We start from the raw sequence: 25889 nt of genomic DNA on the forward strand, positions 1-25889 counted from the left end.
CGCCAACGCGCTTTTCACCGCCGACGCGCAACACTCCCACAATATGGAGGAGGGGGTTCGGATACTCCACGTCGGCGGGCCCGACGAGCGCTCGCGGGCGCTCGCGGACGCCGCCGGCGTCGCCGACGTCGTGTCCGTCGCTGACGGAGCGGCGGTCACCGACGTCCTCGCCGACCGCGACATCGACTGCATCGCCTGCGAGGACGCCGACGGACTGGACGCCGTCGCCGTCCTCCGCCGCGTGCGCGACACGTACCCCGCGATCCCGTTCGTCCTCTACGCCTCGAACGGCTCCGAGGAACTCGCTGCCGACGCCGTCTCCGCCGACGTCACCGACTACGTGCGAGCGGCCGACACAACGCTCGCGGAGCTCGCGGACGCGCTCGTCTCCGAGTCGCGCCGATATCGGGCCGAGCAGGACGTTGCGCTCCTCAACGACCTCGCGCGGAACGTCTACGAGCGCATCACCGAGGCGTTCGTCACGGTCGACCGGGAGTGGCGGGTCACCTACGTCAATCAGGAGGCGGAGGCGCTCCTCGAAGTCACCGCCGACCGCGTCGTCGGCGAGAACGTCTGGGAGGTCTTCCCGGAGGCGATCGGGTCGACGTTCTACACGGAGTGCAACCGCGCCATCGCGACGCAGACGCCCGTGACGTTCGACGGCGCCTTCGACCCGCTCGGGAAGCACTTCGAGGTGCGGGCCTACCCCTCCGAAGAGGGGCTCTCCATCCACTTCCAGCACGCCGCCAGCGGCGAGTCGACGCGCGGCGACCACCTGCTGGCGCTGACGAGCGTCCTCTCCTACGACCTCGCGGACTCCATCGAGAGCGCGCGCGCCGCGCTCACCGCGACGCGCGCCACCAACCCGGACGCGGAGGGTCTCGGGGACGTCGAGGCCGCGCTCGACCGGATGGAGGACCTCATCAATCACTCCATCACGCTCGCGAACGAGGAGGACTACTCGACCACCCACTCGACGGGATAGTCCGTGAGGTCCTCGTAGCCGTCCTCGGTGACGACCGCGATGTCCTCGATGCGCACCCCGCCCACGTCGGGGTCGTAGAGGCCGGGTTCGATGGTGACGACGTGGCCGGCCTCGAGCTCGACGTCGGCGCTGTCGCTCAGTCCCGGCGCCTCGTGGACGTCGAGGCCGACGCCGTGGCCCGTCGAGTGGATGTAGCCCGTCTCCGCTCCGGGGTCCGAGCGCAGCGTCGGATAGCCGGCGTCCTCGTAGACCTCACAGGCGGCCGCGTGGACGTCCGCGCCCGTCGCGCCCGGTTCGAGGGCGTCGAACGCCGCGTCGAAGGCCGCCCGCGTCAGCTCGTGGAACTCGCGGGCCGCGTCGCTCGGCGTCCCCTTCACGAACGTGCGCGTCATGTCCGCGTGGTACTTCGAGGTTTTATCGCGCGGGAAGATGTCGATGACTATCGGCTCGTCCGCGCGGAGCGGGCCGGAGCCGCGATTGTGGGGTTCGGCGGCGTCCGCACCGCAGGCGACGATGGTCTCGTCGAGCGCGCAGCCGTGGCGGAGGAGCGTCACCTCGATCTCCTCCTTCACGCGCTCGGCCGTGAGCGGGTCGCCGCCGTAGCGGAGGACGCCGCTCTCGGTGTCGGCCTCCCGGAGCAGGTCCTCGGCGGCGCGCATCGCCGCCTCGTTCGCCCGTTGGGCGACGCGAACGGACTCGACTTCCGCCTCGGTCTTCACCGCGCGCGCGTCGCCGACGTGGTCGTCGCGGTCCGCCGTCAGCGCGACGTCGCGCTCGCGGAGGGCGTCCGCGACGCCGAGCGGGAAGCGCCCGTTCGTCGCGACGTCGCCGACCCCGAACTCCTCGAGGAACGCGACGAGCACGCGCGTGAACGCCTCGCGGCGGCCGTGCTCGGCGGCCTTCGCGTGCAGGTCGTAGTCGGCGTGTCGCCGCACCGCGTCCGCGCGCGCCTCGTTCTTCGCGCGGCCGTACTCCAACCCGGAGACGAGGAGCGCCGTCGTCTCGGGCGTGTAGAGCGTGACGAACGGGTCGGGCGCGTCGAACCCCGAGAGGTAGTACTGGTCGGCGAGGTCCGAGCCCGCGTGCAACAGGTAGCCGTCGTGGCCAGCATCACTGAGGAACTCGTCGAGCGCGGAGAGGTCCGGGTCCATGGTCGGGAGTGCGCTCGCGCGCCCGAAAAGCGTTGCCGGACGGCGCGGGAACCCGCCTACCCCGGAACGCTTACGGGCGACACCCGCGTCCGCTCCGCGTATGAAGGTCACGGTCCCCCAGTCTCGCGTCCACGGGGACGCGCACGCACCGCCGTCGAAGAGCTACACGCACCGCGCGATACTCGCGGCGGGCTACTCGGACGGCGCGCTCGTCCACCACTACCTCGGCTCCGCCGACACCCGCGAGACGATGGGCGCCGTCGAGGCGTTCGGCGGCGACGTCGCCGACGTGCAGGACGTCCTCGAAGTCGACGGCTTCGGCGGGCGCCCCGAGGTGCCGCCGGACGTCGTGGACTGCGGGAACTCCGGGACGACGATGCGCCTCACCACGGTGGCGGCCGCGCTCGCGGACGGCATCACCGTGCTGACCGGGGACGCGTCGCTGCGCTCGCGCCCGCAGGGGCCGCTCCTCGACGCCGTCGACCAGCTCGGCGGGTCGGCGCGCTCGACGCGCGCGAACGGGCAGGCGCCGCTCGTCGTCGAGGGTCCCATCGAGGGCGGGACGGTGACGATCCCGGGCGACGTCTCCTCGCAGTTCGTCTCCGCGCTCCTGATGGCGGGCGCCGTCACCGACGACGGCGTGGACGTCGAGCTCTCGACGGAGCTGAAGTCCGCGCCGTACGTCGACATCACGCTCGAAGTGCTCGACGACTTCGGCGTCGAGGCGACGCGGACCGAGAGCGGCTATCGCGTCCCCGGCGGGCAGTCCTACGAGCCGCGCGACGGCGAGTACACCGTCCCCGGGGACTTCTCCTCGGCGTCCTACCTGCTCGCGGCGGGCGCGCTCGCGGGCGACCCCGAGGTCGAGGTCCACGAGGTCTACCCGAGCGCGCAGGGCGACAGCGCGATTATCGATATCCTGACGGAGATGGGGGCCGACCTCGAGTGGGACCGCGAGAACGGCCGCGCGGTCGTTCGCCGCTCCGAGCTATCGGGGACGACGGTGGACGTCGGGGACACGCCCGACCTCCTGCCGACGATCGCGACGCTCGGCGCGGCCGCCGACGGCACGACGGAGATCGTGAACGCCGAGCACGTCCGCTTCAAGGAGACGGACCGCGTGAGCGCGATGGCGGAGCAGCTCTCGAAGATGGGCGCAGAGGTCGAGGAGGAGCGCGACGCCCTCCTCGTCCACGGCGGCGAGAGCGACCTCGTCGGCGCGGACGTCGAGGGCCTCGGCGACCACCGCATCGTGATGGCGCTCGCCGTCGCCGGCCTCGTCGCCGACGGCGAGACGACGATCACCGGCGCGGAGGACGTCGACGTCTCCTTCCCCGGGTTCTTCGACGTGCTCTACGAACTCGGCGTGGACGTCTCGCGGGAGTGAGCGCGGCGACTGAACGATAGGGGGCGCCGCGAGGCGGGAGCGCCGTCGCTCGCGTATATGGGCTGACACGCCGGGACCGGAAACGGAGCGGACGGCCGGCGGGTTTCGCGGGACCGCTCCGGGCGACTCGTCAGGGCACGGGGCGCGTTCGCGACGTCCCGTCGGATAAACGCTCGCCCGGGTCCGGTCCGTTTTTGCGCGTTGTGCAAGGCCTTTAACCTCGGGCCGTCGAAGTCGGTGGTAATGAACGGGAATCGCTTCGGGCGACTCTTTCAGGTGACGACGTACGGCGAGAGCCACGGGAAGGGGATGGGCGTGACCGTCTCCGGCGTGCCCGCCGGCCTCGAACTCGACGCCGAGGACATCCAGTACGAACTCGACCGGCGCAAGCCCGGGCAGTCGATGATCACGACGTCGCGCGGTGAACCCGACGAGGTGACCATCCAGTCGGGGATTCAGGACGGCTACACGACGGGGACGCCGATCGGGCTGACGATCCAGAACAAGGACGCGCGCTCCGGGAAGTACGAGCCGTTCATCACGGCGCCCCGGCCCTCGCACGGCGACTTCACGTACTCCGCGAAGTTCGGGACGCGCAACTGGGGCGGCGGCGGGCGCTCGTCGGCGCGCGAGACGGTGAACTGGGTGGCGGCGGGCGCCATCGCGAAGAAGGTCCTCCGCGAGCACGGCGTGCGCGTGAAGGCGCACGTGAACCAGATCGACGACATCGAGGCCGACGCGGTGTCGTGGGACGAGCTCCTCGAGAACACCGAGGAGAACGACGTGCGCTGTGCCGACCCCGAGGCCGCCGAGGCGATGCAGGAGCGCATCGAGGAGTACCAGGAGGCGGGCGACTCCATCGGCGGGTCGATCTACTTCGAGATTCGCGGCGTGCCGCGAGGGCTTGGCGCACCGCGCTTCGACAGCGTGGAGTCGCGCCTCGGGCAGGCCCTCATGTCGGTGCCGGCCTCGACGGCGTTCGAGTTCGGTCTCGGCCGCGACGCCCGCGAGTACAGCGGGAGCGAGCGCAACGAGGACTGGACGTTCGACGAGAACGGCGACCCCACGCCGGTCGGAAACGACCACGGCGGCCTGCAGGGCGGCATCACGACCGGACAGCCGATCTACGGCGAGTTGACGCTCCACGCGCCGACGTCGATCCCGTCCGAGCAGACGACGGTCGACTGGGAGACGGGCGAGGAGAAGACCGCGCAGGTCATCGGCCGTCACGACCCCGTCCTGCCGCCGCGCGGCGTGCCGGTCGTAGAGGCGATGTGTCGGCTGACCGTCCTCGACTTCATGCTCCTCGGCGGCCGCATCAACCCCGACCGGATGGACGGCCAGCCCGGCGAGTACGACACCGACTACCACCCGACGAGCCCGGAGAACGACCCCGAGGACGCCGAGACGAAGGTCGAGTAGGGCGTCGAAGAGACGAGTCGGCACGCCTTTGCCGGGGCGCCACGTTTCGTGAGTCGATGGACGCGGCACAGGAGACGCGGTACAACCCGTTCGGGATGGACGAGGACTGTCGCAACTGCGAGGCGCTCTGTGGCGTCCGCGACCGCGTCGTCCACGGCTACGGTGACGTGAGCGCGGACTTCGTCTTCGTCGGCGAGACGCCGAGCGCGGCCGCCGAGCGGACGGGCGTACCGTTCACGGGCGACGCGGTGGGCGAGCGCTTCCAGGACATCCTCGGGCAGGTCGGACTGAACCACTCGCTCCCGGAGAGCGAGGAACCGGAGATCGAGAACGCCTACCTCGCCTATCTCACGCGGTGTCACCACCCGGAGCGCCCGCCCACCGACGAGGAGGTTGCGACCTGCGAGCCGTTCTTGAACGCGGATCTGCGGATGATCAACCCCGAGGTCATCGTGCCGGTGGGCGAGCGCGCGCTCGCGGAGATCGGCGAGGAGTACACGACGACGCCCGTCGCGGACCTCGACGTCGTCGAGCATCACGCCGAACGCATCCGGGGTCGGGGCTTCGAGCTGTTCCCGATGGTCCACCCGGCGGCGATGACCGAGGAGCAGGTGGACGCGTTCGTGACGGCGTTCCTCGACCTCCTCGAGACGGACTACCGGCAGACGAAGGGGCGACGCGGGCGGTAGACGCGGGCCCGGGAGCGCGACGACGCAATCGGGGACGCCGTCGACCCGGGAAGGCGTGCTTTGAAGGCCGCGCGACGCCGACGGCTGGGTATGACGATTCTCGTCGCCATGCTCGATCCGCCTCGTGAGGGCCTCGTTCTCCCCGGGCTCGCGGACAGCGTTCTGACGCCCGCCGAGGTGGTCGACCTCTACCGGGCGATGGCGAAGGACCTCCTGCGCGCCGGCGCGGACAGCGGCGGCGACCTCCTCGTGAACTATCGGCCGGACGACCTCCTCGCCGAGCCGCATCGCCGCGCGAAATCGAGCGAGGACGCGGTGCGCGAGCTCGCGGCCGAGGCGCTGGACGACGAGGAGCTCGAGGAGGCGCGTTTCGAGGTACAGGTCGGGTCGAGCTACGACGCGCGCGTCGGCAACACGGTCACGCACCTCCTCGAGCGCGAGGAGGCGTCGTCCGTCGCGGTCGCGGACCCCGTCGCGCCCCTGCTGGGTCGGAAGAACCTCGATTCGGCGGCGATGAAGCTCCGTCGACGCGACGTGGTTCTCGGCCCAGCGAGCGACGGCCGCGTCTACTACGCGGCGTTCGCCGAGCCCATCGACTTCGCGGGCGCGTACGCCGTCCCCGAGGTCGACACGCTCGCGGCGCGCGCTCGGGACGCCGGCCTCGACGTCGACTTCCTCCCGGAGTCGGTCGCCGTCCACGGGCCCACGGACCTCCGCACGCTCCTCGCGTGTGTGGACGCGCGTCGTCGCGCCGGGCGTGGCGTCCCGACACACACCGCCGCGTTCCTCGCCGATCTCCCCGTGTACATCACCGAACGTAGTGGGAAACGCGCCCTCGTGCGAGATTGAGGGTTCTTTAGTAGAAAAGTGCGAACAATTATAGCCCCACACCACGTTATGTGTGACCATGAGGCCATCAGTCGAGGTGGAGAGCGCACGGGAGTACGAGTGCCTCGCGTGTGGCGCGCGAGTCGAGAACCCGGACGGCGGCGTCTGTCGGGACTGCGGCGGCGCGCTCCGTAGCCTCGGGCGCGAGCGCGACCTGTAGAACCGACAGCGCTTAGGGGCCGGCGCGTCCACCAATCGAGTGCGTGGCGAGGTGGCGGAGCGGCCTAACGCGCCGGTCTTGAAAACCGGTGGCATTCAGCCTCCTGGGTTCGAATCCCAGCCTCGCCGTTTCTGTCGGATTCTCCGGACCGACCGCTGTACGGGATTCGAGCCAGTCGGACGAGTGTAGCGAGTCCGACGCTGTTCGAATCCCAGCCTCGCCGTTTCTATCGGGTTCTCCGGACCGACCGTCGCGCTTACTCTCGCGTGACCTCGACGGACGTCCACTCGTCCTCGTCGGCGTCGGTGAGGTCGTCGAGGACGAGTTCGAGGTTGCGCTTGTTGGCCTTCCAGACGGCGTCGAAGACGTCGCCGACGACGGGGACGGAACCGCCGACGGCGTCGATGGTGACGTTCGCGAGCATCTCGACGAGCGTCGTGTAGGAGACGCCGAGGCGCGCGGCTTCGAGGACGACGTAGAGCGAGAGGCCGACACCGAGGGCGTCGCCGACGACGGGAACGGCGCTGACGAGCGGGTCGACGCCGACGCGGAAGTCGGTGCCGGGGACGCGGACGCTCTCGTCGAGGACGTACGCGACGGAGCGCATGCGCTCGACGGCGTCGCGGTCGACCGAGTCGGGGAGGTCGTCGATGCTGGCGTCGAACGCCTCGGTGAGGTCGCGTCCTCGCGCGGCGGTCATAGTCGCCAGTGGCGCGGCCGAACGGAAAACGCTGGTGACGGTCGGGGGTGGGTCGGGTCGCGTCCGTGGAGAGTAACCGTTTTGGGTACCCCTACCGCACGTCCCCGTATGGAGGACATGTACGACGAGTCGGGCCGCGACTGGCCCCACGATCCGGACGGCGAGGAGGGGAGCGAGGGCGGCCGCAAGTACGGGATGGCGGTCCTCTCGAAGAAGGTCGAGGAGGGCGAGGACTTCCCCCTTCAGAAGGAGGCGTTCGTCGCGGAGTACGGCGACGACCCCGTCCGCATCAACTACGAGACGGTTGTCTCCGTCGCGGACATCTTCGAGCACGTCGAGGCCGAGGAGTACTCGGACAAGGTCGACTTCTGGAAGCAGGTCGGGCAGGGGATGCGCGCGGGCGACCTCTGGGACTACCACCCGGGCGGCGAGTAGCTACCGGTCGAGGCCGAGGCCGGCCGTCGATTCGGCACGCACTTTCTCCGCGAGCAGGTCGACAGCGACGCCGTTCGCGCCCTCGGGAACGACGATGTCGGCGGTCTTCTTCGTCGGTTCGACGTAGCGCTCGTGCATCGGCTTCACGGTCGCGCGGTACTGCTCGATGACGTCCTCGATGTCGCGCCCGCGCTCGACGACGTCGCGTTCGATGCGCCGGAGGATGCGGACGTCGGCGTCCGCCTCGACGTAGACCCGAAGGTCGAGGGATGCGGTGATGACGTCGTCGTAGAGCGCGAAGATGCCTTCGAGGACGACGACGTCCGTGGGTTCGACGTGCACCGTCTCCTCGGTACGGCGGTGCTCCGTGAAGTCGTACTGGGGCATCTCGACCGCGTCGCCGTCGAGGAGGGCGTCGAGGTGCTCGCGGAGCAGTTCCCACTCGAACGCCGAGGGGTGGTCGTAGTTCGCCTCGGCGCGCTCCTCGAAGGGCAGGTGGCCGAGGTCGTCGTAGTAGTTGTCGATGGGGATGAGCGTGACCGCGTCGGCGTGCCCGTCGACCATCTCCCGTGCGAGCGTCGTCTTCCCCGCCCCGGTACCGCCCGCGATACCGATGGCGAACGACGGCGTTGTCATCGCCGTGTCAAACCCGCCAGAGGCGTTTGAACGACTCGGTTTCGTTCCCGGGGACACGCTTTTACCGTGTGGTGTGATAGCTGGAACCATGACCCCTGTCCCGATCCGCGACGTGATGTCCCGCGAGTTCGTCGGCGTCGGCGAGAGCGACGGCCTCCGCGAGACCGTCGCGCTCCTCCGGGAGAACGACGCCGACGCGGCCGTCGTCCTGCGCGGCGACGACCCGGTCGGCTTCCTGAGCGCGCGCGACGTCCTCGACCACGTCGCCGCCGGCGACGTCGACGACGTCACCGTCGGGGACGCGATGGCGGACCCGCCGACGGCGCTCAGACCGGAGGCGACGCTCGCGGACGCCGCGAACGCGATCCGGCGCACCGACAGCGACCACCTGCTCGTCTCCGACGGGGACGGGCTTATCGGCGTCGTCACCGTCCGGGACGTCACCACGGCGTCGCGCGCCACCGTCGAACCCGTCCCCGACGCCGACGGGGCCACGCCCGAGAGCGGGCCACCGGACGACCGGGACCGTGACGTGGCCGCGGACGATTTCTCCGCACAGAGCGTCTGCGAGGTCTGTGGCGGGCTCGCCGGGTCGCTCACGAACGTCAACGGCCAGCTCGTCTGCGCGGACTGCCACCAGTACTGAACGACGGACCTAAGTCGACCGAACGGCAGTCTCCGACGATGGCGCGTCCCTCCGCGAGCATCCGTGTCGACCGGCCGACGATGCAGGACCTCGACGCGCTCGTTGACCTCTGGGTCGCGCTCGTCGCCGACCAGCGCGCTCACGACACCCACCTCCTCGCCGAGGAGAACCGCTCGACCGCCCGCGACGTCCTCTCGCAGTACGTCGCCACCGAGCGCGTCTTCGTCGCGCGCGACCCCGTCCGCGACGCCCCCGTCGGCTTCGTCATGTACCACGTCGAGAGCGGGCTCTACGCGGAGGACGTCCAGCGCGGCGTCGTCGACAACGTCTACGTCGAGGGCGGCTACCGGAGCGCCGGGGTCGGCTCGCGACTCCTCGACGCCGCCGAGGACGACCTACGCGGCGCCGGCGCGGACGTCCTCGGGATCTCCGTGATGGCGGGGAACGACCGTGCGCGCGCCCTCTACGAGTCGCGCGGCTACACCGTCCAGCGCTACGTCATGGAGAAACCGACGGAAAGCGATACGCAAACAAAGGGGGACGGCGAATGACGACTCGCGCCAAGGGAGCTTGGGCGGTTCAAGCACTCGATTTGTAATCGAGAATTCGAGGGTTCAAATCCCTCCCTTGGCTTCCCTCCCCCGACTGGGTTCCGCGCGGCGCTCGCCGGCACCCGAACACCGAGGTGGCTCGTTTTCGTATCGATCCGTATGGACTCGGAGAGCGAGGCGTACGCGGCGCCGGCCGGGATGCACGTCGGGCGAGTGGCGTTGACGGTCGGTTCGCTCGACGCCGTGATACCGTTCTATCGGGACGCACTGGGGTTCGCCGTCGAGCGCGCGGACAGGCGAGCGCGACTGCGCGCCGGCGACCGGACGCGACTGGTGCTCGTCGAGGACGTCGACGCGCCGGCGCGCCCGAGTGAGGCGGCGGGACTCTATCACGCCGCCGTCCGCGTCCCGGACCGGCCCGCGCTCGCGGCGATGCTCGAGCGGATCCGGGAGAGCGGACATGCGTTGAGCGGCGCGTCCGATCACGGGGTGAGCGAGGCGCTCTACCTCCGTGACCCGGAGGGAAACGGTATCGAGGTGTATCGGGACCGCCCGCGAGCGGAGTGGCCGCGCTCGCCGGACGGGACGCCGGCCATGGGGACGCGCCCGCTCGACCTGTCCGCGCTCGCCGCGGACGCGCCGGACAGCCGGAGCGGCCTTTCCGAAGGAGCGGACGTCGGGCACGTCCACCTCGAAGTGCGTGACCTCGACGCCTCCGAGGCCTTCTACGCGGGGACGCTCGGACTCGCCGTCCAAGAGCGCGCCGAGCGCGCGGTGTTCGCGGCGGCGGGCGGCTACCACCACCACGTCGCGTGCAACACGTGGCAGTCCCGCCGCGCGCCAGCGGACGGCACCGCGCGCGGCCTGCGGTGGGTCGAGTTCGCGTATCCGGACGCGGCGAGCGTCGTGGCCGCCCGCGAGCGCCTGCCAGCGGAGCGCGTCGTTGAGCGGGACGACGGCGTCGTCGAGGTCACGGACCCGGACGGCATCCGACTCCGTCTCTCGGTCGACGCGGACGGCGACGCCGGACGAGCTTAGTCGGCGCTCGCCGGCGCGCTCGCGTCGCTCGCCTGCTCGGGGGCGAGCCAGCGGAGGCCGAAGACGACGAGGCCGCCGACGAGGACGAGCGCGCCCGCGACTTCGAAGGTGAGGAGGTAGCCCGTGCGGGCGGCGAGCCAGCCGCCGAGGAGGCCCCCGATGCCGCCGGCGCCCGAGGAGAGCGCGGTGTAGAGGCCGAGGGCGGCGCCGCGCCGGCCGGGAGCGGCGTAGCGCGCGACGAGCGTGTTCGCGGTGACAGCGATGACCGCCCACGAGAGGCCGACGGCGACGTTGAGGAGCGCGACGCCGAGGAGGCTCGTCAGCGAGGGCGCGCTGAGGGCGTACGCGGCGACGGCGACGGCGGGGAAGGCGAGCGCGCGCAGGCCGAGCGCGCCCGACTGCAGGCGGCGGATGTCGTAGCGGTCGGCGAGCGCGCCCGCGCCGACGTAGAACGCGGCCGAGGAGAGACTGGAGACGACGTAGAGGACGTAGACGGCGTCGTCACCGAAGCCGACGCCGGCGAGGAAGTCGGGGAGCGGGGCGCTGAAGACGCTGAAGCCGGCGAAGAAGACGGAGACGGCGGCGAGGTAGACGGCGAGCGGGCGGGAGACGCCGTCGAGGAGCGACCGCGGATCGCTGGTGCGCGCGAGCGAGACGAGGCGCCCGGGGAGGAGCGGGCTGAGCGCGCCCCGGGCGGTGCGGAGGGTTCGGGGCCGCCGGCCGAAGTCCTCGGCGTCCGGGGCGTCGGCGACCCGGGGGAGCCAGCGCGCGGCGGCGAGCGTGGCGGCGACGAGGAGGCCGGCACAGACGACGAGGAGGGAGCGCTGGACGGCGAGCGGGTCGAGGAGGCTCCCGACGGCGCGCGTCCAGACCGCACCGAGGACGAGGCCGCCCGCCCAGCCGTAGCCCTGATACTTGCTGAGGCGGGCGATGCGGCCGCTCCACTCGCGCGCGCTGGTGTCGGCGAGGACGAGCGTCGTGAAGACGGGGCTGACGCTCGCGACGCAGAGCCAGAGGACGGAGTCGACGAGGACGACCGCGAGCACGCCGTCGAGGAAGGGGAGGACTGCGGTGGCGACGGCGATGCCGCCGAGGCCGGCGAGGGCGAACGGGCGGTGGCGACCCGTGCGGTCGACGAGCGCGCCGACGCCGAGCGCGCCCGGCACCATCGCGACCGACGTCGCGAACCAGAGGACGCCGAGGTCGAAGGCGGTCCCGCCGAGGCCGACGACGAAGAGCGGGACGAGCAGAGAGATCGCACCGATGGCGACGTTCGCGCCGGCCCACGCGTAGAGCCAGCGGTCGCTCGCGTTCTGAGACACGCCGAGTGCTCGGAGCGTCGGCGTCAAAAACCCCCGGAAACGAGGAGGCGGTCGGCCGGCGTGCGCTCGGAGCGGCGCCCCCACAGTACCGCCGTCGCGGCGTTCGCCGTCGTCCTCCGGCATCGCGAGCGCCGCGGCCTCCCGAGGCGACGGAAGACGTAAATCGCGGGACGGACTACTCCGCGTGTGGCACATCCGCTCCGGTTTCGGCACTCCGAGGAGACGTGGTCCGCGGAGCGCGTCCGCTCGCAGCTCCTCGCCGACCTCGACGACAACATCGGAGCGACGGCGACGAGCCCGTGGTTCAAAGCGCCCCCGGGCTACGCGGCGCAGCGCTTCGAGATGGACAACGGCGACCTCGCGCTCTTCGCGTACGACGAGACGGGTGCGGGCGCGTACTGGCTCGGGAACACGGAGACGCCGAGCGCGCTCTGGCGCACCGACAAATGCACGTTCGCCGAGGCCCCCTTCGAGGTGTCGCGGTGGGCGCAGCGCGAACTCCTCGCCGGCCTCCACGAGGAGGCGCCGTGGCTCGGCGAGTACAGATACCTCTCGTGGTTCTTCCTCCCCGTGTTCTACTCGAAGGATGGCCGCGAGACCACCCGGGAGTTCTTCCGCGAGCACGCCGCCGGCTTCCCGGACGCCGACCGCGAGGACGCCCTCGCCTTCTACGACGACTTCCTGAAGACCGGCGTCTTCGAGGAGCACCGGCACGTGATGGCGGGGAAGCTCGGCACCTCCGAGTACCTCGACCTGACGCGGACGGCGGCGGCGATGGGCGAGTTCGACGCCGCGTGGCTCCTCCACGAGGCGGGCTACGAGATCACCCCCGAGATCGAGGTGGCGACCGGCCACTCGCTCGACTTTCGTGCCGAACGCCCCGGCGAGGACGGCGCGTACCTCGTGGAGGTGACGCGCCCGCTGCCGCCGAGCCGCCGGTCGGCGGGGACGCCGGCGGCCGCCATCCGGGACACCGTGGACACGAAGGCGAACGGCGACGGCCAGTTGGCCGCGCACGGCGGCGGCGCGACGCTCTTCGTGGACTGCTCGAGCTTCCCGGACGACGACTGGGCGGCGCTCCTCGCCGAGGAGCCCGAGGTCCAGCATCGGCCCGCCGTCGTCTTCCGCGTCCGGCCTACTGGTGTGGTCGAGGGCTACACGAAGGGCGCGGTGCCGCTCGAACTCGAATTCTAATCCGCACCCTCAAATGCGAGTAGGCCCCACTTCCCCTGAATGAGCGACGCCGACGCTGACACCGAGGCCGCGTGGCGCGAGCGCTTCGGCTTCGCGGAGCCCTACGACAATCAGGCGGACGCCATCGAGGCGGCCATCGACGCGGGGCGGGAGAACGGCTACCTCGCGATGGAGGGGCCCTGCGGAACGGGGAAGACGATGGCGTCGCTGACGGCGGCCGCGACCCTGCTCGATCGGGGCGTCTACGAGAACGTCCTCGTCGTCACGCCCGTCAAACAGCAGCTCCGGCAGTTCGTCGAGGACCTGCGGACGATGAACGCCGACAGCGACGATCCCCTGCGGAGCGTGGCGCTCGTCGGGAAGCGCGACCTCTGCCCGTACGGCCGCGAGGGCGTCTTCCCGGCGGACGTCGGGACGCACGAGCGCTGCGAGGACCTCCGGGAGACGACGGCGAACCTCGTCGAAGCGGGGAGCGAGGGCTCGCGCCACGACGGCGAGGAGATGGCGGACCTCACCGCGATTCGGACGGACGAGGACCTCGAGGACGCGTGGTGGGACCCGGTTCGGGCGCGCGACCTCGCGAAGTCCGCGCGACCCGGGCGCGAGTCCATCGACCAGTCGACGCTCGAGACGGCGGGCGCGTCCTCGCCGTACGTCCCCGTCCAGCCGTCGGCACCGGCGGAGTTCGACGAGGACGAGCCGCTGTTCTGCCCGTTCGAGTCGGACTGGTACGGGCGGAACCGCGGGTCGCCCATCGACTTCTCGGCCGGCGAGGACGCGGTCGTCACGTCGGACGAGTTCCTCCCGGCGGCCGTCGAGGCGGGGACGTGCCCGCATCGCGTGCAGAGCGTCCTGCTCGGGGAGGCGGACGTCATCGTCGGGAACTACAACCACCTCTTCGACCCGCAGTCGCGCCCGCTCATCGAGGGCGCCGTCGGCGAGGACACCTTCGTCATCGTGGACGAGGCCCACCGCGTCGAGGAGCGCGTGCGCGATTTGCTCTCGGACCGCGTGGGCGAGCAGTCGCTCCGCCGGGCGCGCAACGACGTGAGCGAACTGGTCGCGCGGGCGACCCAGAGCGAGGGCGCGAAGGAGGAACTCGCCGCGCACCTCGCGGACTTCGACGTGACGCTGGACGACGTGCGGCGCGCTCGGGACTTCTACGACGACGTGGCGGCGTGGCTCGCGGGCGAGGTGGGCGAGCGCCTCGAGGCGGAGTTCGACGGCCGGCGGGCGTGGCCGGAGCGCGACGTCGAACTCCCGCTCCGTGACCCGTCGGTGGACGAGCCCGACGACCTGACGCGCTGGGCGGAGCGCGAGGGGTACACGGGCGACTTCTGGCGCCGCCTCGTCCACGTCGGGATGGCGGTCGAGGACGTCCTCGAGGAAGAGGAGGAGGCGGAGCGCGCGACGGTCGTCGGCGCCGTCTCGCGGACGTTCACGAACTGGTGGGAGCGCGACCACGCGACGTACTTCCGCGAGATCGAACTCGAGCACGCGCCGACGGAGGCGCCATCGGGCGAGCCGTGGGAGGCGCAGTACACGGCGGGGCTCGTGATGTACAACTGCATGCCGGGCGACGCGGTGCGCGACGTGCTCGCGGGCTTGGGTGGTGGGGTGTTGATGTCGGCGACGCTCGAACCCATCGGCGTCTTCCGCGAGGTCGTCGGGTTGGACGCGCTCGAAAACGACCCGGAGGAGCCGCGCCCGGTGACGGAGCGGACGTACGACCTGCCGTTCCCGGAGGAGAACCGGGCATCGTGGACGGTGGCGGCGACGCCGTTCACGGCGCGCAATCGGGGCGAGCCGACGAGCGAGAACGGGAACGCGACGCGCGAGCAGTACCGCTACGTCCTGCGGACGGTCGCGCGCAGTCACGGGAACGTGATGGTGTGCATGCCGAACTACCGGGAGGCGGCGTGGGCGGGCGACTACCTCGCGGACGCGACGGAGAAGGACGTGCTCGTGGACGCGAGTTCGAGCGACGGGGAGACCGAGCGCCTCAAGCGGGAGTTCTTCCGGGGACCCGGGAAGGTGCTCGTCACCTCCACCAGGGGAACGCTGACGGAGGGCGTGGACTACGACGGCGACAAACTCCACTGCTGTGCGGTGGTCGGCGTCCCCCTCGTGAACGTCGCGTCGCCGCGCGTGCGGGCGGTACGCCGGGCGTACGCGGACGCGTTCGGCGAGGAGAACGCCTTCGCGTACGCGCTGACGGTCCCGGCGGTGCGGCGCTCGCGGCAGGCGATCGGGCGCGTCGTCCGGGGGCGCGAGGAGCGCGGCGTCCGCGTCTTCGTCGGGGAGCGCTACACCGAGGACGCGCCGCGCTCCGTCTACGAGTACCTCGGCCCGGAGGAGCGCGCGGAGTTCGTCCGCATGACGCCGGAGTTCCTCGGCCCCCAGTTCGAGCGATTCTGGGATTAACGACCGTGAGGGACCCGATACGTCGGGTGACAATCGTTGCCGGGGAAGGTTACGTTTTTATGCGTCCGCGTCGTTCGTGTGGGTATGAGTGTCAACATTCGTGCGCCGAACGAACGGTCCTGCGTCCGATGCGGCCGACGAGAGGCATGGGACGACGACGTCATTGCGTGGCGCGTACCCGACGGTGACGAGGGAGAAGTATCCTGCATCCACAACTGGGACGTAACCGGCGAGTTCAGGCCGGTCGAGCGGTAACGTAGCGTTCGTCGTCGCGTTCGACCACACCGCGTTCTTCGAGTGTTTTCAACACGCTGAACAGCGTTATCCGCTGGAGGTCGAGACCGTCGCGGAGCTCGTCGACGGTCGCGCCCTCGTGGAACTGGAGGTAGAGATAGACGAGTTTCCCACGCGGCGATTCCACGGTTTCGGGGAGTCCCTTCGGCAGCTGTCGCGCTTGCATCTCGTTACGACCACGAAGGGGTACGACGACCATAAATCCATGCTACGACATCTGTCGAAATCCTCGGGTCGAGCGTCGGCTTCATGCCGTGGCGTGTCGAACCACGGGTCGTGAGTGACCGCCGCCACCACCGCCTCGAACGCCACCCGACGCCGGGCACGCAGAACGCCCTCCGCCACTGGCGCGACGCCAAAGGGGCGCTTCGCGTCGCGTGCAACTACGCGTGTATCGTCCTCGCGCGCCACTCGCCGAGCCTCCGGCTCAAGGTCCTCCTCTATCGCCTCCTCGGGATGACCGTCGGCGACGGCGTCTCCGTCGCCCTCGAAGCGACCCCCGACGTCTTCTTCCCCGAGCTCGTCACGCTCGAGGACGACGCCATCGTCGGCTACGACGCCACGCTCCTCTGTCACGAGTTCCTCCAGGACGAGTATCGGACGGGCGAGGTCGTGATCGGCGAGCGGGCGATGATTGGTGCGGGCGCGGTCGTCCTCCCCGGCGTCACCGTCGGACACGACGCGCAGGTCGGCGCGAACTCCCTCGTCACCGAGGACGTTCCGCCGGGGGCGACCGTCGTCGGCGTCCCCGCCGAACCGATCGAGCACGGCGACGACGGTGGGACGACGGACGGCGAGTCGGCGGCGTGACTACTCGCGTTCCTTCACGACGCCGTGCTCGAAGACGAAACTGTTCGGCACGACGTACTCGGTGCCGTCGTCCTCGACGTGCGTGACGAAGACGTCCATCTCCTGGACGATGCCCCGCATCTCACCGATACGCACGGAGTCGCCGATACCGTACGGCTGATTGAGGAGGACGTAGATGCCGGCGGCCGCCGACGCGAGGAGTTGCTTCGCCGCGACGGCGGTGAAGACGATGAGCGCGACGATGTACGCCGCGAAGACGAGGACGAGCGGGAGCGTCGCGACGCCGAGTTGACCGAGCGCGACCAGCACCGCGACGAAGACGACGCTGTACTTCACGACGCTCGGGAGGACGCCGATCTCCGGGACCTTCACGCCGCGGAGGCGCTCGGCGACGACGACCTCCGCCTTGTCGCCGGCGATGACGCCGAAAACGAGGACGGCCAGCGCGAACACCACCGCCGGAACGTAGCCGGCGAGCCGATACCAGAGCGTTCGGAGCACCACGAGGTCGACCACCGCGAGCGCGAGCACGACCGCGACGGCGTATATCACCCACGATGAGAGGTGCGCGAGGGTCGAGACGACGTCCGTCCCGAAGCGCCGCGCGGCCCGCTCGACGCTCGTTCCTTCGACGGCCTCCGGGACGCCGACCGCACGGAGCACCCGTTCGTTCACCCGTCCGACGAGATAGCCAGCGACGGCGCCGACGACGAGCACGGCCGCCGCGAGCAGGTAGTTGAAGTCCTCGGCGACGACCACCGACCAATCGACCGCCATCAGTACGCCTCCGGGTCGAGTTCGAGGACGAGCTCGCCGCCCTTGAAGGCGCGCACGAGCCCGTCGCTCTCGCTCAACACCACCGCAATCGAGTTCGTCTCGCGCGTGATTCCCGCCGCCGCCATGTGTCGCGTCCCGAGGCCCTTCGGGATGTCGACGCCCTCCGCCGACCCCTCGAGGTAGCGGTAGGCGGAGACGATCTTCCCGGAGTCCGAGATGACGAACGCGCCGTCGAGGCGGGAGAACTCCTTCAACATCACGTTCACGATGGGGTCGCCGACGTGGACGTGGCTCTTCTCGAAGGGGTTGTAGGAGAGGGGGCGGGACTTGTTCATCACCTTCCCGGCGTCACCGACGACGAAGAGCGCGCCCACGGGCTTGCCCTTCTGGCCCTTGCGACCGAGTTCGATCACGACGTCGAGGACGTCGCGGATCACCGCCGGATCCGCGCGCGAGTGCACGAAGAGGTCGTAGATGCCGGAGTGACGCTGGGCGTCCGCGCGCACCCGGGAGACGGTGTCCTCCCCGTCACCGAACATCGACGTCACGCACGCGAGGTCGTCGCCGTCCTCGACGTACTCGTTGTCGAGCGCGCCCTCGATGCCGAAGCGGATGCGCTCTGCGACCTCCGCGAAGGAGAGCGGGAGTTCGACGAACGCGTCCGCGTCCACCGTGTTCTCCGCGCCGACGACGACGAGATCGGTTTCGCTCCCGACGGCGTCCGCCGCCCGCTCGTAGTACGACCCGCTGGGTGAGAACAGCACCAGCGCGTCGACGTCCGTCACGAGATCGCCGAGAAGGTCCTTCAGCGCGGCCATTACGTCTACTGACTCGGGGACTCGGGAAAAGGATTGTGACGGCGTCTGACGCGCGTCGGATGCGTCGGCGGCGCACCAAAGGGCTATGCCGGCGTCGGACGACGCGGGCGTATGGACGCCATCCCCGAGTCGTTCCACGACCTCTTCGAGAAGCGGACGTTCGCGCACGTCACCACGATGAACCCCGACGGGACCCCGCAGGCGACGCCCGTCTGGATCGACCACGACGCCGACACCGGCCGCCTCCTCGTCAACACCGAGCGCCACCGCCGCAAGGCGCGGAACGTCGAGCGAAACCCCTCGGTCGCCGTCAGCATGACCGACCCCGAGAACGCCTACCGCTACTGTTCGGTCACCGGCGAAGTCGAGGCGGTGACGGCCGAGGGCGCGCGCGAACACATCGACGCGCTCGCGCGGCGCTACCTCGGCGAGGACGAGTACCCGACACCGGTCGAGAGCGAGCGCGTGATACTCGAAATCCGCCCGGACGACGTCTCCGTCGCCGACGTGAGCGACTGACGACGACACACTGAACCCGTCGGCGCTCCGAGCACGCGAGCATGTCTGCCTTCATCGACGCCGTCCGCCACCACGGCGACTTCGACGGCGACCGAGAAGCACGCATCGCCGCTCGCGTCACGCTCGTCGCCATCGGCGACCGCCTCGACGACGCCGATGCCGACGCGCTCGCCGAATCGCTCCCCGAGTCGTTCGCGGACGCCGTCACCGACGTCGGCTCGGTCGACGGCGCGGACGAGGCACTCGCCGCGCGCGTCGCCACCGTCGCCGGCCTCGCCGAGAGCGAACGCGGCCGCGCGGACGGCTACGTCGACGCGACGCTCCGCGCGCTCCGCGACACCGTCCCCGGCGACGTGCTGGTGCGGGTCGCCGACGCGCTCCCGGACGAGCGAGCGCGGACGCTCGGCGTCGCGGACTAGTCAGAGAGCGACCCCGCTCTCGGCGCGTGTCGCGCTCGCTACTGCTCGCGCAGAAAGATGCACGGGACCGGATTCGAACCGGCGGACCCCTTCGGGATAGCGTCCTAAGCGCTACGCCGTTGGCCAAGCTTGGCTACCCGTGCGCACGTGGACGAACGGCCGAATCACCTAAGAGCGTGTCGCCTTCGCCGTGCGTTTATGTCGATGCGACCCGTGACGTGAGTCGTGTATCGCGCCGGAGACGCCCGTGAGGAGGAGGAGTGGCTGGGAGAGCTCGAGCGCGTGAGCGACCGCCTCGACCTCGACGCGGAGGCGCGCTCGACGGCGCGCGACCTCTTCCTCTCCACGCGCCCGGACGAGGACCGCTCGAAGCGCGCGGCGCTCGCGGCGTCGCTCTACGCGGCGTCGCTCGTCGCCGGCGATCAGCGCTCGCAGACCGCCGTCGCGGACGCCGCCGACGTCTCGCGACTCACGATTCAGGGGCGCTGGAAGGACCTCCTCGAAGAAGCGGGACTCGACCCCCCGGGCTGGTAGGCTACTTACTGCTCGCGCGCGGTGTCGCCGGGCGTGAGAGCGCCGTGCTCGTCGATCTCGCCGCGAACGATGCGCGTCGAGGAGATGACGCCGCCGTCCTCGGCTTCGACGCGCGGAACGACCTCGATGTCGAGTTCGTCGAGGCCGCGCTCGCGGCGGAGCTCGTTGATGCGCTCGGCGTTCGCTTCGGTCTCCGGGGAGCAGACGAGGGCGTCGAAGCGGGGCTCGACGGCGATGCCCGTCGGCTCGCTGAGTTCGCGGACCTCGTAGTCGCGGCCGTACTCCTCGGCGAAGGCCGCGAGTTCGTCCTCGAGGGCGCGCTTTCGCTCCGCGAACGGGCGGACGTGTCGCTCCTCGTGGCGGGTCTTCGGGGCGAGGTCGTCGCTCGTCAGGCCGACGGTGACGTCCCCGAGTTCGAACGCCCGCTCGAAGAGCGCGCGGTGGCCGTCGTGGATGGGGTCGAACGTCCCGCCCAGCGCAACGTTCATGTTCCCGAGGAGGGGGTGCCGGGGTTTATCCGTTGGGTTCTCAGGCGCTCGAAGCGCCGTCCTCGTCCGTCTCCTCGGACGACGCGCTGTCGTCGGCGTCATCCGTCTCGGCGCCGTCGCCGCTCTCGACTTCGATGCGGACCGGCTGGCTCTCGGGCTCGGACTCCCGGCCGAGGTTGAAGACGGTGTTCAGTTCGTCCTGCACGCCGCCCACGACGCCGCCGACGAGGTCGCTCGGCGCGATCGCGGTGTACTCGTAGGGGTTGTTGCCGGCGCCCTCGCTCTCGCGCTTGCGGCGCTCGACGGTGTCCTCGTCGGCGAGCTCGGCGAGCGCCTCGCGGACGGTGCTCGGATAGAGGCCGGTCCCTTCGGCGACCTCCTCGCTCGTGCTCCACGGGTGCTGGCGGAGATAGACGTAGATCCGCGCGCGGGTCTCCGTGTCGAGCATCCACGAGAGGATGTCGACGACGCGCTCGTCGAACCCGGAGCGCGCACGGTCGGCCCCCTCCTCGATGCGGTCGCGGGCGCTGCGCTCGCCCTCGGGGGAATCAGGTGTGTCCTCGGACATAGCGTTGTCTTCGAGGGAACGAAAGCCCCGAGCGCGTAAAAAGCTCCTGCTCGCCGTACCTAGAGGCGGACGGCGTCGTAGAGGGCGCTCGCGCCCTCGGTCTCGTGGACGCGGCGCTGGAAGGCCGCGCCGCTCTCGCGCTCGTAGACGTCCCGGATACCGGTGACGCCGAGGCGCTCGCACTCCCGCTCGACGACGTCGCCGAGCGAGACGGTGCCGTCGCCGTCGCGCGCGACGAAGGACGCGTCGTGGCCGTGGCGCGTCGCGCGCCACTTGTTCTCGTCGAGAAGTTCGCGCCGGTGGCCGTAGCCCTCGCCGCCGTCCGCGTAGCGCTCCGCGAGGTCGACGACGAGCGCGTGGGCGTACTCGACGAGCGCCTCGACGACCGCCGGGTCGTGCTGGGCGTCCGGCGCGCGGATCTCCACCGTGCCGTGCGCGGAGTGCGGGCGGACGTCCCACCAGATCTCGCCGCGGTCCTCCATCGACCCGTGCTCGACCATCGTCTCCTCGAAGGCGTCGAACTCGGCGTAGGAGTCGAACGCGGTCGGCATCCCCGTGTTCGGGAGGTTCTCGAAGACCTTCGCCCGGGCGGAGGCGAGACCGGTGTCTCGGCCGTTCCAGAACGGCGAGTTCGCGGAGAGCGCGAGCATGACCGGCAGGAACCATCGGATCTCGTTCGCGACCCACATCGCCTTGTCCGCGTCGTCGACGCCGACGTGGATGTGGAGGCCGGCGGTCGTGTTCCGGTGTTGGGGATACTGGATGCGCTCGAGTTGGGAGCGATAGCGGGGCTTCTCGGCGTGCTCGTGCTCGCGCCAGCGCGCGCCCGGATGGAGACCGGCCGCCGAGATGCCGTAGCCGTGCTCGGCGGCGTACTCGAGGAGCGCGTCACGGACCTCTCGAACCGCCGGCGTGACCTCGTCGGGGCCGTCGAGTCGTCGCGTCTGCGTCTCGACGACGAACTTGAAGAGCTCGTGGTCGATGCGCCCGTCAAGTATCTCGGGCGGGTCGGCCTCGTAAACGAGCGTGTCGCTGCCCGCCGTCGGGAGGCCGTCCTCGTCCACGACGAAGAACTCCTCCTCGACGCCGAGCGTCCCGAGGTCCGTGAAGGCGTCCGGCGAACCCGTCGTCATTCGTCCGGCTTTCGAGTGGCCCGGGTTTATGCGTACCGAACCCGGCTAGCGGCGCGGCGAAGCGACGACCGCGAGGTGGTCGTCGTGGTACGGTTCGAGTCGCGCGCGGCCCTCGATTCGGTAGCTCTCGCGCAGTTCCGCGAGCACGTCCTCGAAGACGTCCTCGGGGTCGGCGGTGACGTCCTCGCTCCGGGCCTTGATGGCGGCGACGAGGCGGCCGTCGTCGGCGAGGAAGCGCGCGTTCTCGGCCGCGACGCGGGCCTGCCCGCGCGTCGCGACGTCCTGCACGATGCAGTCGAGGCCGGCCTCGACGACGTGCGCGTATGTCTCGGGCTTGCGCGCGTCCTTCAGGAGCGGGAAGAGGTTCGGTCTGCTCTCGCAGACGTCGAGCAGGTCGCGCGCGGAGCGCGGCGCGAACTCCACGGCGTACGTCGGCCCCGCGAAGTCCGCGACGTGGCTCACCGTCGTCCCGTTCGCCGCGCCGAGGTAGAGAACGGAGTCGCCGCCGGAGAGGCGCGTGTCGAGGCCCTTCTCGAGCGTCGCACCGAGCTTCGATCGGGTCGGGTTCCAGCGCCGCCACGCGCCGTCCGTGCGCTCACCGTACTCCGGCGTCCCCCTCGTCGCGAGCGCGGGCCCGTCGCCGAAATCGTGGCGCTCGACGCCCGCCGGGAGGCGCTCGCTCACTCGCCGTCACCCCCCTGCCGGGCGCGGATGGTCGCGATGCGCTCGTCGAGTTCCTCCTCGATCTCGGGGCGGTAATCCCCGGAGTAGTGGTCGATGCGCGCGCCGATGGTGAGCTTCCCGGCGAGCGCGCGCGCCGCCGACCCGCGCTCGTCGGGGTGCGTCCCGCGAACGTACTCGTGCGTGTAGATGACGCCGTGTTTCGGACTCGGGGCGTTCCCCCGGAGGTGCGCGAAGAGCGCGTCCTCCGCGCCGAGAACCTGCACGGTCCCCGACGGCATCTTCGCGAGGTCCTCGAGGCCGCCCGCGAGCTCGACGAGGCGCGCGGCGAGTATCGGCCCCGCCATCGACGCGAGGTTCGGCGCGACCGCCGGCACCTGCCGTTCGAGGAACTCGCGCTCGGCGTCGCGCTCGGCGGCGAGATCGGTGACGCGCTCGGCGAGTGAGACGACGCGCTCCTCGACGTCCGACTCGGGCTCCCGGTCGGCGACCGTTCGGGCGTACGCGACGCCCGTCCCGGGGTCGTCGTAGACGGCGCCCGCCCACTCCGCGTGGCGCTCCGCGAGCTCGTTCGTCGTGCTCGCGAGGTCGTCCATCGCCCGGATGGCGTGAATCACCTGTCGGTCGTCCGCGCGCTCGCGCTCGCGGACGGCGCGACGCGTCGCCGCCACCGTCGCCTCGTGGAGCGCCTCGTAGTAGTCCTCCTCGGAGTCGGCGAAGCCGGCCTCGACGGCGCGCGACGGCCAGTCGGCGGGCGCCGCCGACTCCCCCTCGCGAACGGCCACCACGGCCGCGTCGGCGTCCTCGGGGTCGAGGCCCGCGAACCAGCCCGCGTCCTCAGCGGCTGTCTGCTCGCTCATAGGGGCGCTACATCGCCCGGTCGTATAGGCGTTCCCGAACGCCCCATCCGAGCGTCGCGGTGCCGCGCGTGACCGGGACGCGACGGGCGCGAGGACGCTCGGGCTACCGGTGTGTGACCGATCGCACGCGACCCCGTACGCCGGACTTCAGTTTGACGACGGTGCCCTCCGGGTCGGCTTCCTCGAGGACGGCGCCGACCTCGCCGACGATCGGCTCCGCGTCCTCGCTCTGCTCGATTTCGACGGTCATGCCCTTCTCGAGTTCGTGCGGTGCCGGGTAGTTCGGTCGGTCTGCCATATCCGGCGGTGGGGGCGGGTCGACGAAAGAGGTGGTGGCCGACTTTTTGTCGGCCGGCGCCCTCTGCGCGAGCATGGACGAGAACGAGGCGCCGACCGAGGGCCCCGACGTCTCCGACCTCATGGACCGCCTCGAGTCGCTGGAGGCGCACGTCGACAGCCCGGAGGCGCTGGAGGCCGTACAGGAGGCGATGGAGACCGCGAGCGAACTCGAGCAGAACCGTGTCGGGACGTTCGGCCGCGTCATCCACGGGTTCGACCGCGCGGACGCCGCCGAGGCCGGTATCGGCGGCGCGCTCTTCGCCGTCCCGATGGTCGTCGAGGGCGGGACGTACGACGTCGGCGCGTTCGTCGCCACGCACCCGATCCACCTCCTCGCGACGGTCGTCGCTACCGTCGCCACCGTCTACGGCATCCTCTACGTCGCGGAGATACAGGACGTCCGCGTGAAGGACCCGCTGTTCGGCCTGATACCGCGACGACTCGCCGGCGTCGTCACGATCTCCTTCACGGTCACCGCCGCGATATTCACCGGCTGGGGGCAGGCGCAGTGGGCGAGCGACCCGTGGCTGACGCTCTGCATCGTCGGGGTCGCGTGGGCGCCGACGGCGGTCGGCGCCGCGCTCGGGGACATCCTCCCCGGGTCGTAGCGTCGCGGAGAATCAGTCGTCGGCCGGCGCTTCGGCGGACGCCTCGGCCTCGGCGGCCTCCGGCACCTCGTTCTCGAGATACTCGTCGGCGTCGAGCGCGGCCTTCGAGCCCATGCCCGCCGCAGTGACGGCCTGCTGGTAGTGGAAGTCGACGACGTCGCCCGCACCGAAGATGCCGGGGACGTCCGTCTTCGTCTGGCCGCCGCCGTGGCCGCCCTCCGTGCGGAGGTAGCCCTCGTCGTCGAGTTCGACGCCCGTCTCCTCGAGGTAGGACGTGTTCGGCGTGTGGCCGATGGCGACGAAGAAGGCGCCGACGTCGAGACTGCGCGCCTCCGTCTCGGGGTCGTCGAGTTTCGCGCTCGGATGCCCCTCGGGGTTGTAGACGAGGTCGACGGCGTCGACGCCGTCCTCCTGTGAGCCGTGGATCTCGGTCGCCTCGGTGTTCCAGAGCACCTCGATGTCGCCCTCCTCGACCTTCTCCTGCACGCGGTTCTCCCAGTAGTCCTCCGCGCGGAGTTCGTCGCGGCGGTGGACGAGATAGACCGTCTCCGCGAACTTCGTGAGGAAGACCGCCTCCTCGGCGGCCGCGTCGCCGCCGCCGACGACGACCATGTCCTCGCCCCGGAAGAACGCGCCGTCACAGGTCGCACACGTCGAGACGCCGAAGCCCATCAGCTCGTCCTCGCCGGGGATGCCGAGCGTGCGCGCGGACGCGCCGGAGGCCGCGATGACGGCGTCCGCCGTGTAGACGTCGCCGTTCTCGAGCGTGACGCGGAACGGCCGCTCCGAGTCGTCGACGTCCGCGATGATGCCGTGCTCGATCTCCGCGCCGAAGCGCTTGGCCTGCTCCTTCATGTCGTTGACGAGCACCGAGCCGTTGATGCCCTCGGGGAAGCCCGGGTAGTTGTCGACCTCGCTCGTGAGCGTGAGCTGGCCGCCGGGCTCGTCGCCCTCGAAGAGCAGCGGCTCGTTGTCGCTGCGCGCCGCGTAGATGCCGGCAGTAAGCGCCGCGATCCCCGTCCCGGCGACGATGAGGCGGCGGTGCTCGACGACGTCGCCGTCGCTCTCGTCGGCGATGCCGAGCTTCTCGTCGAGCTCGCCCGTCGCGTCGAGCGCGGAGGTGTCGTCCCAGCCGCCGATGAGTTCGTCGTCGATGAAGACTTCGGGCGCGGTCTCGCGGCCGTTCGCGCGCTCGACCATCTCCTCGAAGAGCTCGTCGTCGCCCGTGACGTTGTACGTCACGTAGTCCACGCCCTTACTGTCGAAGAGGTCCTTGGCCTTCTCGCAGTAGGGGCAGTCCGTCTTGGTGTAGATCTCCACCCGAGGCTCGTCACTCATGGCTCAACGTAGGGGATTCGGGGGTTTGTAGGTTGCGCCACCCGGGAGGTTGGCCGGTGTCGCGGGCGCGGTCGG

General features: G+C 70.7%; 32 protein-coding genes and 3 tRNA genes. 20 read left to right on the forward strand and 15 right to left on the reverse strand.

Features of this window, described 5'->3' with window-relative positions; translation table 11 throughout:
- Nucleotides 1–43 precede the first annotated feature (43 nt).
- Nucleotides 44–985, forward strand: a complete 942-nt coding sequence (locus IEY12_RS01885; protein WP_188877692.1) for a PAS domain-containing protein — start codon at nucleotides 44–46, stop codon at nucleotides 983–985.
- Here the strand turns inward: IEY12_RS01885 and IEY12_RS01890 are convergent.
- A complete protein-coding gene (locus tag IEY12_RS01890) occupies nucleotides 958–2136 on the reverse strand; it encodes a M24 family metallopeptidase (protein WP_188877705.1) in 1179 nt (392 codons plus the stop codon). The genes IEY12_RS01885 and IEY12_RS01890 overlap by 28 nt on opposite strands.
- Nucleotides 2137–2236: 100 nt before the next feature.
- On the opposite strand from IEY12_RS01890, the gene aroA reads away from it, so the two are divergent.
- The 6 genes from aroA to IEY12_RS01920 all read left to right on the forward strand — a co-directional run bounded on the left by aroA (nucleotide 2237) and on the right by IEY12_RS01920 (nucleotide 6810).
- Entirely contained in the window at nucleotides 2237–3523 is a 1287-nt protein-coding gene (aroA, locus tag IEY12_RS01895; RefSeq protein WP_188877709.1) for a 3-phosphoshikimate 1-carboxyvinyltransferase, read from the forward strand.
- 243 nt (nucleotides 3524–3766) lie between these two features.
- Nucleotides 3767–4945 carry a chorismate synthase gene (aroC, locus tag IEY12_RS01900; protein ID WP_188877717.1) on the forward strand — a complete coding sequence of 393 codons (1179 nt, stop codon included), beginning with the start codon at nucleotides 3767–3769 and terminating at the stop codon, nucleotides 4943–4945.
- A 56-nt stretch (nucleotides 4946–5001) separates the two neighbouring features.
- Entirely contained in the window at nucleotides 5002–5634 is a 633-nt protein-coding gene (locus tag IEY12_RS01905) for a uracil-DNA glycosylase (protein ID WP_188877722.1), read from the forward strand.
- A gap of 90 nt (nucleotides 5635–5724) precedes the next feature.
- A complete protein-coding gene (locus IEY12_RS01910) occupies nucleotides 5725–6483 on the forward strand; it encodes a DUF2064 domain-containing protein (protein WP_188877727.1) in 759 nt (252 codons plus the stop codon).
- Between the two features lie 58 nt (nucleotides 6484–6541).
- Nucleotides 6542–6682: a rubrerythrin-like domain-containing protein gene (locus IEY12_RS01915; protein ID WP_188877733.1), complete on the forward strand. Its 141-nt coding sequence runs from the start codon at nucleotides 6542–6544 to the stop codon at nucleotides 6680–6682.
- A 45-nt stretch (nucleotides 6683–6727) separates the two neighbouring features.
- Nucleotides 6728–6810, forward strand: a tRNA-Ser gene (locus tag IEY12_RS01920).
- 128 nt (nucleotides 6811–6938) lie between these two features.
- On the opposite strand, the gene IEY12_RS01925 is transcribed toward IEY12_RS01920, so the two are convergent.
- Nucleotides 6939–7382, reverse strand: a complete 444-nt coding sequence (locus IEY12_RS01925; RefSeq protein ID WP_188877743.1) for a DUF4112 domain-containing protein — start codon at nucleotides 7380–7382, stop codon at nucleotides 6939–6941.
- 108 nt (nucleotides 7383–7490) lie between these two features.
- Between IEY12_RS01925 and IEY12_RS01930 the strand changes: the two genes are divergently transcribed.
- Nucleotides 7491–7817 (forward strand): DUF5785 family protein, encoded by a 327-nt coding sequence (locus IEY12_RS01930; RefSeq protein ID WP_188877747.1) that lies wholly within the window; start codon nucleotides 7491–7493, stop codon nucleotides 7815–7817.
- On the opposite strand, the gene udk is transcribed toward IEY12_RS01930, so the two are convergent.
- On the reverse strand, nucleotides 7818–8453 hold the full coding sequence (gene udk, locus IEY12_RS01935) for a uridine kinase (protein ID WP_123076054.1): 636 nt from the start codon (nucleotides 8451–8453) through the stop codon (nucleotides 7818–7820). It lies immediately after the preceding gene.
- Between the two features lie 88 nt (nucleotides 8454–8541).
- Between udk and IEY12_RS01940 the strand changes: the two genes are divergently transcribed.
- The 4 genes from IEY12_RS01940 (at nucleotide 8542) to IEY12_RS01955 (ending at nucleotide 10688) form a co-directional block, all read left to right on the forward strand.
- On the forward strand, nucleotides 8542–9099 hold the full coding sequence (locus IEY12_RS01940) for a CBS domain-containing protein (protein WP_188877750.1): 558 nt from the start codon (nucleotides 8542–8544) through the stop codon (nucleotides 9097–9099).
- A 38-nt stretch (nucleotides 9100–9137) separates the two neighbouring features.
- Nucleotides 9138–9650, forward strand: coding sequence for a GNAT family N-acetyltransferase (locus IEY12_RS01945; protein ID WP_188877755.1), 513 nt, complete (start codon nucleotides 9138–9140; stop codon nucleotides 9648–9650).
- An 8-nt stretch (nucleotides 9651–9658) separates the two neighbouring features.
- A tRNA-Thr gene (locus IEY12_RS01950) sits at nucleotides 9659–9732 on the forward strand.
- A gap of 77 nt (nucleotides 9733–9809) precedes the next feature.
- Nucleotides 9810–10688: a VOC family protein gene (locus IEY12_RS01955; RefSeq protein ID WP_188877770.1), complete on the forward strand. Its 879-nt coding sequence runs from the start codon at nucleotides 9810–9812 to the stop codon at nucleotides 10686–10688.
- On the opposite strand, the gene IEY12_RS01960 is transcribed toward IEY12_RS01955, so the two are convergent.
- The gene (locus tag IEY12_RS01960) at nucleotides 10685–12010 is read right to left on the reverse strand and encodes an MFS transporter (protein ID WP_188877780.1); all 1326 of its coding nucleotides are present in this window, start codon (nucleotides 12008–12010) and stop codon (nucleotides 10685–10687) included. The two genes, IEY12_RS01955 and IEY12_RS01960, sit on opposite strands and share 4 nt — an antisense overlap.
- A 186-nt stretch (nucleotides 12011–12196) precedes the next feature.
- Between IEY12_RS01960 and IEY12_RS01965 the strand changes: the two genes are divergently transcribed.
- From IEY12_RS01965 to IEY12_RS01975, 3 genes are all read left to right on the forward strand, one after another.
- Nucleotides 12197–13204, forward strand: coding sequence for a DUF5784 family protein (locus IEY12_RS01965; protein WP_188877783.1), 1008 nt, complete (start codon nucleotides 12197–12199; stop codon nucleotides 13202–13204).
- 39 nt (nucleotides 13205–13243) lie between these two features.
- Nucleotides 13244–15628 (forward strand): ATP-dependent DNA helicase, encoded by a 2385-nt coding sequence (locus tag IEY12_RS01970; protein WP_188877785.1) that lies wholly within the window; start codon nucleotides 13244–13246, stop codon nucleotides 15626–15628.
- 84 nt (nucleotides 15629–15712) lie between these two features.
- Nucleotides 15713–15883 (forward strand): HEWD family protein, encoded by a 171-nt coding sequence (locus IEY12_RS01975; protein ID WP_193718045.1) that lies wholly within the window; start codon nucleotides 15713–15715, stop codon nucleotides 15881–15883.
- Here IEY12_RS01975 and IEY12_RS01980 read toward each other — a convergent pair.
- A complete protein-coding gene (locus tag IEY12_RS01980) occupies nucleotides 15864–16088 on the reverse strand; it encodes a helix-turn-helix domain-containing protein (protein ID WP_176969866.1) in 225 nt (74 codons plus the stop codon). The genes IEY12_RS01975 and IEY12_RS01980 overlap by 20 nt on opposite strands.
- 83 nt (nucleotides 16089–16171) lie before the next feature.
- Here IEY12_RS01980 and IEY12_RS01985 point away from each other — a divergent pair, with 83 nt between their 5' ends.
- Nucleotides 16172–16732, forward strand: a complete 561-nt coding sequence (locus tag IEY12_RS01985; protein WP_188877791.1) for an acyltransferase — start codon at nucleotides 16172–16174, stop codon at nucleotides 16730–16732.
- Here IEY12_RS01985 and IEY12_RS01990 read toward each other — a convergent pair whose 3' ends face one another.
- Nucleotides 16733–17509: a mechanosensitive ion channel domain-containing protein gene (locus tag IEY12_RS01990; protein WP_188877796.1), complete on the reverse strand. Its 777-nt coding sequence runs from the start codon at nucleotides 17507–17509 to the stop codon at nucleotides 16733–16735. It lies immediately after the preceding gene.
- Nucleotides 17509–18327 carry a diadenylate cyclase DacZ gene (dacZ, locus tag IEY12_RS01995; RefSeq protein WP_188877804.1) on the reverse strand — a complete coding sequence of 273 codons (819 nt, stop codon included), beginning with the start codon at nucleotides 18325–18327 and terminating at the stop codon, nucleotides 17509–17511. Before dacZ ends, IEY12_RS01990 begins: the two co-directional genes overlap by 1 nt.
- A gap of 111 nt (nucleotides 18328–18438) precedes the next feature.
- Between dacZ and IEY12_RS02000 the strand changes: the two genes are divergently transcribed.
- Both IEY12_RS02000 and IEY12_RS02005 read left to right on the forward strand, forming a co-directional pair.
- Nucleotides 18439–18846, forward strand: coding sequence for a pyridoxamine 5'-phosphate oxidase family protein (locus tag IEY12_RS02000; protein ID WP_188877813.1), 408 nt, complete (start codon nucleotides 18439–18441; stop codon nucleotides 18844–18846).
- A gap of 41 nt (nucleotides 18847–18887) precedes the next feature.
- On the forward strand, nucleotides 18888–19265 hold the full coding sequence (locus IEY12_RS02005; protein ID WP_188877819.1) for a DUF2267 domain-containing protein: 378 nt from the start codon (nucleotides 18888–18890) through the stop codon (nucleotides 19263–19265).
- A gap of 58 nt (nucleotides 19266–19323) precedes the next feature.
- On the opposite strand, the gene IEY12_RS02010 is transcribed toward IEY12_RS02005, so the two are convergent.
- Nucleotides 19324–19408: transfer RNA gene (locus IEY12_RS02010), tRNA-Leu, on the reverse strand.
- Between the two features lie 82 nt (nucleotides 19409–19490).
- Between IEY12_RS02010 and IEY12_RS02015 the strand changes: the two genes are divergently transcribed.
- The gene (locus IEY12_RS02015) at nucleotides 19491–19799 is read left to right on the forward strand and encodes a transcription initiation factor IIB family protein (protein WP_188877823.1); all 309 of its coding nucleotides are present in this window, start codon (nucleotides 19491–19493) and stop codon (nucleotides 19797–19799) included.
- 5 nt (nucleotides 19800–19804) lie between these two features.
- On the opposite strand, the gene IEY12_RS02020 is transcribed toward IEY12_RS02015, so the two are convergent.
- The 6 genes from IEY12_RS02020 to IEY12_RS02045 all read right to left on the reverse strand — a co-directional run bounded on the left by IEY12_RS02020 (nucleotide 19805) and on the right by IEY12_RS02045 (nucleotide 23827).
- On the reverse strand, nucleotides 19805–20287 hold the full coding sequence (locus IEY12_RS02020; RefSeq protein ID WP_188877829.1) for a phosphopantetheine adenylyltransferase: 483 nt from the start codon (nucleotides 20285–20287) through the stop codon (nucleotides 19805–19807).
- A gap of 40 nt (nucleotides 20288–20327) precedes the next feature.
- Complete coding sequence (locus IEY12_RS02025) at nucleotides 20328–20855, reverse strand: winged helix-turn-helix domain-containing protein (RefSeq protein ID WP_188877832.1); 528 nt, start codon at nucleotides 20853–20855, stop codon at nucleotides 20328–20330.
- A 59-nt stretch (nucleotides 20856–20914) separates the two neighbouring features.
- The gene (locus IEY12_RS02030; protein WP_188877834.1) at nucleotides 20915–21988 is read right to left on the reverse strand and encodes a glutamate--cysteine ligase; all 1074 of its coding nucleotides are present in this window, start codon (nucleotides 21986–21988) and stop codon (nucleotides 20915–20917) included.
- 45 nt (nucleotides 21989–22033) lie between these two features.
- Entirely contained in the window at nucleotides 22034–22672 is a 639-nt protein-coding gene (locus IEY12_RS02035) for a fibrillarin-like rRNA/tRNA 2'-O-methyltransferase (protein ID WP_188877836.1), read from the reverse strand.
- Nucleotides 22669–23529: an NOP5/NOP56 family protein gene (locus tag IEY12_RS02040; RefSeq protein WP_188877839.1), complete on the reverse strand. Its 861-nt coding sequence runs from the start codon at nucleotides 23527–23529 to the stop codon at nucleotides 22669–22671. The genes IEY12_RS02035 and IEY12_RS02040 overlap by 4 nt, the downstream gene beginning before the upstream one ends.
- 103 nt (nucleotides 23530–23632) lie before the next feature.
- Nucleotides 23633–23827: a hypothetical protein gene (locus tag IEY12_RS02045; protein ID WP_188877841.1), complete on the reverse strand. Its 195-nt coding sequence runs from the start codon at nucleotides 23825–23827 to the stop codon at nucleotides 23633–23635.
- Nucleotides 23828–23900: 73 nt separating this feature from the next.
- On the opposite strand from IEY12_RS02045, the gene IEY12_RS02050 reads away from it, so the two are divergent.
- Nucleotides 23901–24476: a DUF2391 domain-containing protein gene (locus IEY12_RS02050; RefSeq protein WP_188877845.1), complete on the forward strand. Its 576-nt coding sequence runs from the start codon at nucleotides 23901–23903 to the stop codon at nucleotides 24474–24476.
- A gap of 12 nt (nucleotides 24477–24488) precedes the next feature.
- Here the strand turns inward: IEY12_RS02050 and IEY12_RS02055 are convergent, their stop codons facing one another.
- A complete protein-coding gene (locus IEY12_RS02055; RefSeq protein WP_188877848.1) occupies nucleotides 24489–25814 on the reverse strand; it encodes an FAD-dependent oxidoreductase in 1326 nt (441 codons plus the stop codon).
- Between the last annotated feature and the right edge of the window lie 75 nt (nucleotides 25815–25889).

The organism is Halarchaeum grantii (assembly GCF_014647455.2).
Lineage (GTDB): Archaea > Halobacteriota > Halobacteria > Halobacteriales > Halobacteriaceae > Halarchaeum > Halarchaeum grantii.